Raw genomic sequence first — 12319 nt, 5'->3', positions numbered from 1 at the left:
TTCTAATTGATTTATACTTAAATATAATGTAATTATTGAATCATTCTCCATTTTTAAGTCAATATTAATTATCCATTAATATTGACTTAAAAATATCTTAATAATTACACAATATATTACCATTATGTATCAATTGTAACACATTTTACAAACACTACATTATTGAATTTATTTTTATTAATTCATAGCGTATGAATACGTTATACAATTTTCCGTTATTAGAACAATAATTTAAGCTGTTGTAGACTATAATTCACCTTTTAAGACAACTATTGCTTGGTCAGTAAACTACCTCAAGGAATTGGATTTAAATATTTATTCCAAATTTCTTGAGCAGTATCGCATATTTTCTTTAACAGCATTGTCTGGCGATTCTTTATAAGTACATGCCCCATCAGAAACATTTGTATGTGTATGCAAATCATTTTATATTTTATAATTTTACCTTCAAAATCATATTACTTGAGCAACATTAAATTCCTGCTTTTCAGCTTCCTTAACATTATATGCTTATCGTCTTCCTAGAAATTTTAATTTATTCATAATTAAATTCCTGTATAATACTTGAATTTATTCTGTAATTTCTTTACATAATAATAAATTATAACGTATATTAACTATTTATTCAATTTTCAAAGAGCATTTTTATATTTACCTCACCAAGTATACAAGTTGTACACTTGTTAGAATTGTGATGAAAAAATACCGTAAAATTTAATTTTAAATTTTACGGTATTTTACATGATTAAATCTAATTTTCACCTTAGCTTTTAAAGATGTAGTTATTATTTATTTTCCAACAAATGTAATCATCCCATTATCTCCACTATAAGAAGGAGCTCCTTTAACCGTTACATAACAAATTATTAGTTTATACTCTTCTCCTTTAGGAATATCTTGACTAAAAGTTAATATAAATGTTTTTGCTGAACCATCTTTGGAATTAATTTTAACTAAATTATTAGTAAGTGAATTATTTTCATTCACCTTATCATTTTTACCAAGAGTAGCTATATATTTTGGTTTAACATTCTTTGTGTCTTGAATCCAATAATTAGTTGCTTTTGTTCCTAGTTCCATATCGACATCCCTATCATAGCTTATTTGAATTTGATTAGGTGAAATCTGTTCAGTCTTTACTAGCTTTGGAATAGCAAATTCTCTATTCTTAACAGTGCTTAAAGAAGTAGTAGAAATCTCAATAACAGGTTTAGCACTTGCATCACTCCCCAAAAATGACTGAACTGCTATTACAGTACATGCAATTAAAAAATAACTTAAATATTTCTTCATAATTACCTCCTAGTATATCTAATAAATATTGTTGCAAAATTATCTTTCCCAAAATTCATTAGATATATTAATCTAGAATAATTTATTCAATACCTAATTATTCAGTTTTCAAAGAACAATGATTGTATTCTAATGTCGTTTTATTTACATATTTTGAACTATTTTTCTTCAATATTTTCAATTCCTCTAAATCCAAATGGGATATACATAAAAAGCAATGTTAGTCTTTGCCATAGCCCTTCACATTTTATCACTCCAATATAAAATTATAATAAATAACTTTTGATTCATGTTATATGCCATTACGAGTTGATTATAACATATTTTGTAAATACATCGCTGATATCCTATTAAAACATGTATAAAAATAAAATACCTAGAATCAACCTTAAACCAGCTAACTCTAAGTATTTTTTATATCTACCTTTAATAATATCACTAAATCCACAAATAATATATATTGCATAAAAGGCTACACTTAATGGATCAACAAGAATTAAAATAAAAGAAAAAGCTATATGTTGTAAATGATGGTTTTTCTGCTCCTTCTACAAAAGGAAGATACAAAAATTTATAATATGATTTAGCAGTATCAACAACTTTAAATCTTTTGTATTTTATATGATTTCCATAATAAGTCACCTTCATTTCACTAAAACTAATTGTTTCTCACTTTTTTTGTATATCCTACTCTATTGTAATGTCAATTTTGCTACCTTTTTCGCCACCAAACATTATATAACCACCACCTGATAATGTTGCAGTATTATTTTTAGTTAATGCGCTTTGATTTGTACATACACCATCTTTTGTATATACTAAAAATCCGCTATTTTCAGGTAATTTTACTGTAATCTTTTTTCCTTCTAAATTATCATTGATCTTATGCCATACATTGTATCCATTATCTCTATAGTGCAACACTCTTACCTTCTGGTATTTCTTTTAGACCATCTTGGCTAAATGGAAATACATCTGTTTCATCAAAACCAAGTCCATAATTTAAAACAGTTTCAGTATTATCTATGTTATCTAGCCATAAACCATTTTTGTATTCACCACTTATCATTTGATTAACAGAGTTTGATGAAAATAATTGTATTGTATATATTTAATATTCAATTAGTTTAAGTAATTTGAATTTAAAAATTTTATCCATTCGTCAAATATCTCTTTTTCAGTTTTTCCAAAAGTTTGTGGGTAATTATTATCTTTTACTAACTCTAAAACTTTTTCCATACCATATGTTTTATCTAAGTATTCAATATAAGTATAGGAAAATGAATACAAACCATGATTTCCAAATGTTACAGGATCGGTAACTTTAGTATCTTCATATGATGGAGCACTTGTAAACTTATTAACTGGTTTTGCATTACCTGAGATATATCCAGCCATACCTTCATTTAAAAACTTTGATACTTTTGGATTAATACTCCACATTAATGTATGTATATACTCATGTAGAGCAGCATCTGCTACCTCATCATAATCATGCTGTTTCCCAGGAGAATTTGGTGAAACAATAATAACTTTATTTTTTATATTATCTCCGATATACCATTCAGGACCAAAAAACCTTCCCCATAACCCATATTTTTTCATATGGAACTCATTTAAATTTTTATAAATATAAACATCGGTTTTATAGTCAGGGCTTATTTTAATTGAGTTAGAAACTAAATTATAACCTTTTTCTAATCTATTACTAATATCATTTAATTATTTACCAATAAATATAATGCTCAAAAGAGCATCCATATCAAAATTTAAGTCAACCATATTTGCACTTAATACACATCTTAATTCTTTTAATTTCACCTCAATACCTTCTGTTCTTTTAGTAGTGTGCAATAAAAAAATCGCAAGTTCAATTTCTTGAATAATGCGATATTTTAAATCATTATTTATTTTTATTAATATATAACATAAAAATATTACAACATAACTATAAGTGAAGATTATACTATCTCTGCATAGTCTCTATACTTATTAAGCAAATCAAAATACCTTAAAACATATTTTAAAATAGTAGATGAATATAATATGCTTTTTCATTAGTCATCAAATTTATCTTCATATTTTTTTACTTGCTTTTGTTCTGATTTATTTACTCTAAAATAGATAAAAATAAATAAGATTGTAAATACTAAAACGTTGCAGACTGCTTTTTTAAAATCATAATTACTATTATTAATTACTGTTTTATAAACGAATGTACTGATTATAGCAATTAGTGCAGCAAATGTTATTGCCAAAACTTTAAAAGATTGTTTTGAACTATTGTTAGTATGTAGACTTATTTTCATACTACGAGCTCTAACAAACTGGTATAATGGAGTAAGAATCAATATAATATATTCTGTCCAGCATCTCGACAAATCCATATTGTAGATCCATGATTTAGTTAAAAATGATATGACTGCAATTCCATATATTAGTAAAGTCAATTCACTTCTAATTTTATTAGTTGCTTGTTCAATTCTTTCATCCTTCATTTCTATTCCTCCCAAAAAATATCATTTAATGTTTTCCCTAATGCCTTACAAATTGCAATACATAATTGCAACGAGGGATTATATTTCCCAGCTTCTATCATTCCTATAGTTTGTCTTGTTACTCCTACTATTTCAGCTAATTGCCCCTGAGACAAATCCAGTGCAGCCCTTGCTGATTTTAATTTAAGATTTTTCATCCACCGCCCTCCTTTCATTACAAATAATACTATATTTTTTCCATAATGTCAAATATATATTACATTTAGATTTATATATTTGATATAAAACAATCTTGAACAAATGCATAAATTGATTTTAATAGACTTTTAATTTTATGTTTACTTTATCTGTTCCTAATTCACCTTTAATGAATTCTATTATATTTTTTTACTTTTTTCTCCTATTAAAGATATATTGTCTTTAATGGCTTTCCTTGTTATTTCTTGAACTTCTTCATCTTCTATTTCAAAAATGTCTGATACTTCAATTTCAAATTTATAACTTACTTTCATACTATTTACTTCCTCCTTAAAATATTTTGCTACCCTTTTGTATGATGTATTATTCTTCTACTAGAATTAACGGACAATCTTTTCTGCAACCTGTTTCATGATATTTAGGTCTAATTCCTAATCTACTGTTTCACCATGGAGATCTTGTCCTTTGGTTCCACTTAACACACATTTACTACATTCAATTCCTGTTTCATCATTAAATACTAATAACAGTGCCATTTGCATAACTTATCATTCCTCTTTTAGTAGTGCACAATAAAAAAATCGCAAGTTCAATTTCTTGAATAATGCGATATTTTAATCTGTTATTTATTTTTGTCTCTACGTAATATAAGAAAAATGTATTTTATTTATAAATATTAAAGTTTTACAATTTTCTATACATCTTTTAACTTATCTTTTGTGTAAACAATAGAAACAGAATTAGGACTAATAAAAGGTTCTCCGCCTTCAGCATATATTAGACCTTCCATTGGAATTAAAACTGAAGCATCATTTCTATTTACATACTCTTCTCTAATAAAACCTTCTGGGAACTCTAAATTCTGCTGCTTAAAATAATCTACAAGATAATTTTTCACCTCAGCTATTACATATTATTTTTCACCTCAATATCCTCTTTAGTAATATAAATTTCATCAAACTGATAGTTACCATTTACATGGTCACTATGTCAAAACCCGTTATTAAATTAAATAATTTAAGTAAGAAGTTTAGGGAATATGAATATCAACACGGTTTTAAAACAAAGCCTATTAATTAAAGCTTTCTTGTATAGTTTCATCAGAATCAATAGGATTTACAATGTGTTGTCTATTTTCTCCTGATTCATAAATTAAACCAGAGGAAGTTTTAACAACATATTTGTACTCAAAATTCATTCCAGAAGGAAGAGCTATGCTATCTTTGGATTTCCAATTTGGCCAGTTATCACCATTCAATTCAATTGCGTTGTTTATATCCCAATTCCCTAGTTCAGGAATACTACCTACTACGTATAATTTTTCACCGAATTTTGTATTATTGTTAGATACTGAAAAACTTAATTTAGTTTCAGGGAATTCTGTCGCATCAAATTTAGGATCATAGTGGCTTCTTAAATTAACAAATTCACCAAAATATTTTTTTGCAGTATTTTCATCTCTTATAACAATAAGATCATCATCTGAAACTAATGTAGCTGAAAACCAATTTGCAGAACCTGTAAGTGTAGTTTTTCTATCTATAACAGCAAATTTATGGTGCATAGTAGAATATTTATTATCATGATAATTAGTGCGAACTTTAACTACATCTATTCCATTTTCCGAAAGCCATTCATCTGTTAAATCATTTGGTGTTATTGTTCCGTAGTATTCTCCTTCGTCTGCAATATTACTCTCTAATACTAAGCGAACTTTTACACCTCTTTTTTGAGCTCTTATTAAGGCATCAATCATGTCCTTTTGTACACCAGTATCAACAAAGTCTAAGTGGCGTAATGTGAACATTGATATAACTACTTCTTCTTTTGCATTTTCAATTTCATCATAAATAGCCTTAGGAATATTATGGTATTGGGAATAGTAGACATTAATTTTACTTGAAATATCATTTTTATATGTGATTTCTCCTAATCCAGCAACACTTTGAAAAATTTGCTCATAAACAGAAGCTAATTCTTTCGAAGTGAAAAAAGATACATTTTCAGAATTTTGTTCAGCTGCTCCATATTCCCAATTATAAGAACCAGTAGATGCAACATTACCATCGTATATTGCGATTTTAGTGTGGTTTGAAGCTGCAAATCCATCCCTACATATTCCTACAACGTCAATTCCTGCTTGTTGCATTTTTTTATATTCAGTTTCCCATGTTTTTGATGTGTACATGTGGCTAGAGTCACTTAATATCCTAACTTCTACACCTTTGTCATGAGCTTCTATTAGTTTATCAACAATTCTGTAATCATTTATATCATAATAAGAAGCATGTATATAATGAAATCCATCTGGATCTTCTTGCTTATTTTGTATTACTTTTTCAATTTCAGAAATAACTCTACATTCTGGATTACCATAAGGTGCAAAATATACATCTGTTTTTGGTATAGAATCTTTAAATTTATGAGACATAGTTGCTGCTAGAGATGTATCCACTTCATTAGAATTTATATAATCATTATCTTTTGCAACTTTAGGAATACCAAGGTTGCTTCTTAATTTTGTTTTATCTAAGTCTTTTAAAGTTGCAATACAATATTTATTTTTTGAAGGACATAGCTCTCTTTTTCCATCATTATCTATATCGTTTAAAACATTGTATGTAATATAAACATTTTTTATTTCACCATTCCAACTAGGATTAGTATCAATATTTATTATATCAGTTCCCCATTTTTCTCTGCCATCATCTGCATTACCCTTATGTTTTAAGTAATATAAATAATGTTCAACAGCTCCATTTTCCCTCTCTATATGCATATTAAGAGTAATTTTTTTATGATATTCATAGTTATTTACGCCTAAATCTACATAGGCTTTAATCATATCTTTATTATTACTACCTTTATCAAACCAAAATCCATAATCTATTGGCGTTGCAAAATCTTCTTTTTTTGCTTCAGTATTCTCCTCTTTTTCTTCATTTACTTTAACATTCTCAGTTGTACCTGTAGCATTTTCCTCATTTACTTTAGTATCTTCAACTTTATCTGCTACATTTTCTTCTTTTACTTTAACATTCTCAGTTATACCTGTAACATTTTCTTCACTTACTTTAGTTGCTTCAGATTTATCTACTATATTTTCTTGTTTTGCTTCAACATTCTCAGTTGTACCTACAAAATTTTCTTTCTTTATTTCACTATTATCAATTGTACTTGCAAATGCTACACAATTAAAATTAACAAACGTTATGAAAATCAACATTAAAGCTAAGATTTTAATATTTTTAAATTTATTCAACTTGAGTCTCCCCCTAATATTCTTATGTCTTTAGATTTTTTAAAGAACTACTATTAGACACATTCAAAAAATCAACAAATCAATATGCTAGTTAATAGTAGCTCGTATATTTAGTCTTCTTGAGGATTATTATTTGTAGTTTTATTACTTTGTGCTGGGGTCCAGTTATTAGCAGTATTTCCATATGTTCCACTTATTTCTGATGCTCTTGCTGTATCTGGAATATCTAAGTTACGATTTGATCCATCTTCCCATTCAGCGTTACCATTTTCTCTTAATATTACATACTTATATTCAATACTAATTCCTGGATCAATATCAGCCTTAACAAACCAATCAGGAAATAAATCATCAGAAGTTGACATTACTAACCCATTTTCTACATTCCAGTCACCTAGTTCTGGAACATTTCCAACTACAACAACTTTATCTCCAGGTTGTGTTGATGAACAGTTGGCATGGAATAATACAGGTGCTTTTTCACGAATTTCTTCACCTTTAAAAGTAGATGATATGCCTTCATAAACATGTATTAAATCCAAAAAATTTTGATGATATTTCTTAGCAATATCTCTATTACTTAAAATTAGAATATCTTCATCATTAAATTTTGTACCAGATGCTGTCCAGTTAGCAGAACCTGTTATAACTGTTTTATCATCAATTACGCAATATTTTTGATGCATAGCAGAAAATTGCGATAATGTATTGCCAACTCTATGTAATTCTACATTTGGTTGATTTTCTAATGCTTCATCTACTTTAGAAAAATCACATTGTTTCTTTTCCATTATTACTTTTACTTTAACACCTCTTTTAGCTGCATTTAATAAGCTCTTGCTTATATATTTTTCCGTAAATGTAAACATTGAAACTTCAATAGATTCATTTGCTTTATCTATTTGCTTTTGAATAAATCCTGATAATCCTTGTTCAGGTGAAAAATGAATAGATGCTATATCACTATCTTGATCCTTTTCTATTTCAAAAGGCTTTTTTTCAAATAATTGAAGAATTTGATTTCTATAAATTTTAGCCACTTGTTCATTTCTTATAACAACCATATTTTCATCATTACAATATGCAGCTGTAGCATTCCAATTAAGTGATCCAGTCATAACAGTTTTTTTATCTATTACAACTGATTTCAAATGCATTATTGAATAATTTGTAGTTCCTATTGTCTTTTCAGGCTTAGACCTTATAACTTCTATCCCATTTTCTTCTAGATAATCATCACCTACATTCCATTCTTTAAGTGCATTATCCTTGTCCACTACTATCTTGATTTTTACTCCTTTTTTTGATAAATCGACAAGTTTAGATAATATTGGTGTTAAACGTGCATTATAATGTGCAATAACTACCTCATCTTCTGCTTCATCTAAAACTTTAAGTACTTTTTCTACTTGATTATCAAAAGGTGAGAAAGACACTTCAGCATCTAAAGTTGATTCTTCTGAACTCTCTTGATTAATTGCATAATTTGCACCTGCCGTAGTAGTAATTTGGTTAGTTATACAACTAGCTTCTGCAGTAGTTGTAAATTGCGTTGAAGCAAACATATTAAATGCTATTAAAGCAGATGTTATACAACACAATATTTTATTTTTTTTCATTATCATATACCTCCTATAATTTAAAAGTCTTTACTATAATACTTTAATATTAAATGGAAGTAAATAAAATAAATGTAATAATATGTAGTATTTTTAAAAATATACAAAAATATAGTGTTAAAATGCTGACATTTTGTCAAAAGTAACAAAAATGTAAATATGAAATCTTTTTGTAATATTATATATTTTTTAATATTGTATGTTTATGGTATTCCTAATAAAATTATTTAACAATTTATTAAATGTGAACTTATTATATTGTTTATAGTATCATGGATTGTCTATACTTTGATTTTAAACAAGTATTCCGTAAAGAAAAATAAATAAAAAATAAGGGCATTCTGTAGTAAAATTAAAGTGTGAACTAAAATAATACTTAATGAGAATGCCCTGATAAAAAATACTACCACTATATTTGATATATTTTAAACCTTTTAACATCTAATTTTTTATTTATCTTCTCTTACTAAATAATCATTTCCATCTATATCTTTAAATGAAAACATCTTACCATAAGGCATTTCAATTAGCTTACCTAGTTCAACCCCAGTATCTTTCATTTCACCATAAGTCTTATTTATATCATTTGTACTCAATATTATTGATGGGTGACCTACATTAGCATCTGGATTTTGAGCTTCCATCATTGACTTATCATACAAAACGAAAGTAGTAAATTCACCTTCACTTGGCCCCACTTCTATCCACTTCATCCCCGGACCCATATCTTGCTCAAACTTAACTACGAAGCCAACTTTCTCTATCCAAAATTTCTTTGCTTCCTCTTGATTTTTTACGTATAACGTTATCTTCCCAATTTTATTTATCATTTCTTCACTTCTCCTCATTTATTTAAGATTAAATTATTATATAATTCATATTAGGTTCCATAAAATGCTCTGACTTAATTTCAAATCCATCTTCTAAGTTTAAAACTTTCTATCCTGTTCTTAATTATTAACCTATAGTGTTATGTTTCCTATGGTCTCTATCATTTTTTACTCTTTTTATAAACATGATATCATATATAGTATTATAACCAATCTAAAAATTTATTATTGCAATATATATTAGGCTTGTTTATTGAATTTAATCATATGAAAAAATAACAAGTTAGTATGTTAGTATATTTTCAAAAAAACCAAATGTTTTTTTTGTTATTTTGAAGTACATTTCTGGTGTATCCTCTGTAATAGTTCTAAATTCATATCCTTGTGATTTATAGTATTCTATTATTTCAGGCAAAGCTTTACAAGTATTCTTATGCATATCTGTGCAGTGCATAAGTAGTATTATATTGGGTAAATCTTTACTTCCATTTATAGCTTTTCTATATAATTTATATGGAGGTATTTTAGGATTTAAACCATCTTCATTGTCTAAATTCCAATCATATATTTTTAAATTATTGTCGTGTAATTTTTTTAAATATTTTTTGTTTAAATGTTTATAACTGCCTCCTGGAAATCTAATTATATTAGGTGAAATTCCAACCACTCTGTTTATTTCATTACGACAATCAATCATTTCTTGAATAAATTTATCTTCACTGCAATAAATACAATTAAATTTATGAGTATAAGTATGAAGTCCTATACTATGCCCATCATTATTAATTCTTTTTACTGTATCTTCTTTTCCTTCAATTTGGTTACCGATTAGAAAAAAAGTTGCTTTTATTTCCTTTTCTTTTAATATATCTAAAACTTTATTTGTTATTTTATAACTAGGACCATCATCGAAAGTTAAATATATCACTTTTTTCTTATAATTATTAGTTTCTTCATTTGTATTAAATTTTTCAATGTTTTTTATGTTAGATGATACAGAAACACTACTCAAATTTTGTTCAAATATAGAAATAATAAGAAGTAAATTTATCGCAAGGAATAAAAAACACTTTAATTTGTTTTTCAATTTTTTTCCTCCTTGTAAATTATTTTTTATTAATTATAAAATTCCTTACATATTATCATTCACTTTTTAATGGTTTTTATTTATAGTATTTTTTAACATCAACTAACAATTAAGATACACATTCTCCAAAACTATTTTTTAAATTCTATATTGTACCAATTTAAAGATTTAAAAAGCAATATCTCTTAGCATAATATTCATCCTCAAGATATGCCATAAGTTTATTTTAATGCTCTTCTAAAAATACTCTATTACTCAATTCCTCCAAATACATCTGCTAAACAATAAAAATATATATTACAAAAAATATTACAAATTCATTTCTAATCAACTCAATAAATCCACTATAGATTGTTCTCTAAAATTTGTGTAAATGTATTTCACAATATCTGGTGGCAGGTAAATGTTATTGACAAAGGTGTATCTACTAAAGAAACATTTGTTGAATTGTTATTTTACAATTTCGATTAATTAACATTAGCATGAGATGTATTTAAATTTATACATGAAAAAATATCGCAAATTCATTTCTGAAATAATGCGATATTTAAACCTGTAATTTATTTTTGATAATACCTAATAATTCTCCTCTTAATATTTAATTGATAGATTCAATTAAGATTGGTTGATTAAATCTTTCTAAATAGAAGTAAGATATTTTAACATTCTTTAATTTTAGAATAAAGCTCTGCCCATATTGGAAAAAATCCTGAACTTATGGCTATATTTTGTGAATGAAAATGTGATTCTCCTGTACCATAAAACGGTATTTTACCTCTTTTTAAAATCTCATTCTTTAAAAGTGTAACTAGATTTTTCCCAATACCGTTACTACGATATTCAGGTAAAACATCAATACCAATTTGCCACATGGTTTTACTATCTGCACTTGCGCCTGCTATCCCCATTATTTTATCTCCATCAAAAGCTGCAACTGCAAGCATATCTGGATTATTTTTATCAAAAGCAAGAGCTTCTCTAAATCTACGGTCATTTTTGAATTTGAAAATATCCCCATACTCATACCATTTTACATTAGCAATAGGCTCTACAAATGATATATTAGGCTCTGGTAGATAATATTGGTGAATATCTGCTATTTCATGACCAAGTTCTTGTAATTTATTATCAATTAATCGTAAATTTGGATATTGAAAAAACCATGCTGAATCATAAATTTGTAATTTTTCTTCACACCAAGGTATAATTATAGATGATGTACTTATAATTGTTCTGCCACCAAAACAAAGTATCTTTAAAAAACACTTATCATTATCATAAATACGTCTACCATTAATAAATTTCTTTTCAACTATTGTATTTTTTTCTTTATCAAAAGCAGAAAGTTGACAACTGTAGTCAAGTGCCAATTGAGATTTAGCAATTTCTAAAATTTCATTTTTTGTATACATATTATCACTATCCATTCTATAAATCGTATTTACCTAAATACATATTGATATTAACTTTTATATTTAAATTAGTTTACATAAATAAATACATATCGAAAATTCATTTCTAAATACTGTAAT

General features: G+C 26.6%; 14 protein-coding genes. All 14 read right to left on the bottom strand.

Annotated elements, in window-relative coordinates; translation table 11 throughout:
* Positions 1 to 789: 789 nt before the first annotated feature.
* The 14 genes from RYM86_RS06765 to RYM86_RS06700 all read right to left on the bottom strand — a co-directional run bounded on the left by RYM86_RS06765 (position 790) and on the right by RYM86_RS06700 (position 12199).
* Positions 790 to 1293 (bottom strand): hypothetical protein, encoded by a 504-nt coding sequence (locus RYM86_RS06765; protein ID WP_315078942.1) that lies wholly within the window; start codon positions 1291 to 1293, stop codon positions 790 to 792.
* 486 nt (positions 1294 to 1779) lie between these two features.
* The gene (locus RYM86_RS06760; RefSeq protein ID WP_315078941.1) at positions 1780 to 1941 is read right to left on the bottom strand and encodes a hypothetical protein; all 162 of its coding nucleotides are present in this window, start codon (positions 1939 to 1941) and stop codon (positions 1780 to 1782) included.
* Positions 1942 to 1980: 39 nt separating this feature from the next.
* Positions 1981 to 2217 (bottom strand): hypothetical protein, encoded by a 237-nt coding sequence (locus tag RYM86_RS06755; RefSeq protein ID WP_315078940.1) that lies wholly within the window; start codon positions 2215 to 2217, stop codon positions 1981 to 1983.
* The gene (locus tag RYM86_RS06750; protein ID WP_315078939.1) at positions 2204 to 2362 is read right to left on the bottom strand and encodes a hypothetical protein; all 159 of its coding nucleotides are present in this window, start codon (positions 2360 to 2362) and stop codon (positions 2204 to 2206) included. Before RYM86_RS06750 ends, RYM86_RS06755 begins: the two co-directional genes overlap by 14 nt.
* 53 nt (positions 2363 to 2415) lie before the next feature.
* Complete coding sequence (locus tag RYM86_RS06745) at positions 2416 to 2898, bottom strand: hypothetical protein (RefSeq protein WP_315078937.1); 483 nt, start codon at positions 2896 to 2898, stop codon at positions 2416 to 2418.
* A 452-nt stretch (positions 2899 to 3350) separates the two neighbouring features.
* Complete coding sequence (locus RYM86_RS06740; RefSeq protein WP_315078936.1) at positions 3351 to 3791, bottom strand: DUF6773 family protein; 441 nt, start codon at positions 3789 to 3791, stop codon at positions 3351 to 3353.
* Between the two features lie 2 nt (positions 3792 to 3793).
* Positions 3794 to 3988, bottom strand: coding sequence for a helix-turn-helix transcriptional regulator (locus tag RYM86_RS06735; RefSeq protein WP_012425343.1), 195 nt, complete (start codon positions 3986 to 3988; stop codon positions 3794 to 3796).
* Between the two features lie 180 nt (positions 3989 to 4168).
* Entirely contained in the window at positions 4169 to 4303 is a 135-nt protein-coding gene (locus tag RYM86_RS06730; RefSeq protein WP_315078933.1) for a hypothetical protein, read from the bottom strand.
* Positions 4304 to 4683: 380 nt separating this feature from the next.
* Positions 4684 to 4887, bottom strand: a complete 204-nt coding sequence (locus RYM86_RS06725; RefSeq protein WP_315078932.1) for a hypothetical protein — start codon at positions 4885 to 4887, stop codon at positions 4684 to 4686.
* 174 nt (positions 4888 to 5061) lie between these two features.
* On the bottom strand, positions 5062 to 7251 hold the full coding sequence (locus tag RYM86_RS06720; RefSeq protein ID WP_315078931.1) for a phospholipase D-like domain-containing protein: 2190 nt from the start codon (positions 7249 to 7251) through the stop codon (positions 5062 to 5064).
* 110 nt (positions 7252 to 7361) lie between these two features.
* On the bottom strand, positions 7362 to 8870 hold the full coding sequence (locus RYM86_RS06715; RefSeq protein ID WP_315078929.1) for a phospholipase D-like domain-containing protein: 1509 nt from the start codon (positions 8868 to 8870) through the stop codon (positions 7362 to 7364).
* A gap of 449 nt (positions 8871 to 9319) precedes the next feature.
* Complete coding sequence (locus RYM86_RS06710; RefSeq protein WP_315078928.1) at positions 9320 to 9700, bottom strand: VOC family protein; 381 nt, start codon at positions 9698 to 9700, stop codon at positions 9320 to 9322.
* Between the two features lie 283 nt (positions 9701 to 9983).
* Positions 9984 to 10787: a polysaccharide deacetylase family protein gene (locus RYM86_RS06705; RefSeq protein WP_315078926.1), complete on the bottom strand. Its 804-nt coding sequence runs from the start codon at positions 10785 to 10787 to the stop codon at positions 9984 to 9986.
* Positions 10788 to 11446: 659 nt separating this feature from the next.
* Entirely contained in the window at positions 11447 to 12199 is a 753-nt protein-coding gene (locus RYM86_RS06700) for a GNAT family N-acetyltransferase (RefSeq protein WP_315078924.1), read from the bottom strand.
* Between the last annotated feature and the right edge of the window lie 120 nt (positions 12200 to 12319).

Origin of the sequence: uncultured Clostridium sp. (genome assembly GCF_963527835.1) — a bacterium.
Taxonomy (GTDB): Bacteria; Bacillota; Clostridia; order Clostridiales; family Clostridiaceae; genus Clostridium.
The sequence above is the reverse complement of the archived record's forward strand: the minus strand, read 5'-3'. Positions and strand labels throughout refer to the sequence as shown.

Bases quoted from the DNA above. Each gene is read 5' to 3' on its own strand.
- RYM86_RS06765 (WP_315078942.1), bottom strand. From the start codon at position 1,293: ATGAAGAAATATTTAAGTTATTTTTTAATTGCATGTACTGTAATAGCA.
- RYM86_RS06760 (WP_315078941.1), bottom strand. From the start codon at position 1,941: ATGAAGGTGACTTATTATGGAAATCATATAAAATACAAAAGATTTAAA.
- RYM86_RS06750 (WP_315078939.1), bottom strand. From the start codon at position 2,362: ATGATAAGTGGTGAATACAAAAATGGTTTATGGCTAGATAACATAGAT.
- RYM86_RS06745 (WP_315078937.1), bottom strand. From the start codon at position 2,898: ATGAAAAAATATGGGTTATGGGGAAGGTTTTTTGGTCCTGAATGGTAT.
- RYM86_RS06740 (WP_315078936.1), bottom strand. From the start codon at position 3,791: ATGAAGGATGAAAGAATTGAACAAGCAACTAATAAAATTAGAAGTGAA.
- RYM86_RS06735 (WP_012425343.1), bottom strand. From the start codon at position 3,988: ATGAAAAATCTTAAATTAAAATCAGCAAGGGCTGCACTGGATTTGTCT.
- RYM86_RS06730 (WP_315078933.1), bottom strand. From the start codon at position 4,303: ATGAAAGTAAGTTATAAATTTGAAATTGAAGTATCAGACATTTTTGAA.
- RYM86_RS06715 (WP_315078929.1), bottom strand. From the start codon at position 8,870: ATGAAAAAAAATAAAATATTGTGTTGTATAACATCTGCTTTAATAGCA.
- RYM86_RS06710 (WP_315078928.1), bottom strand. From the start codon at position 9,700: ATGATAAATAAAATTGGGAAGATAACGTTATACGTAAAAAATCAAGAG.
- RYM86_RS06700 (WP_315078924.1), bottom strand. From the start codon at position 12,199: ATGTATACAAAAAATGAAATTTTAGAAATTGCTAAATCTCAATTGGCA.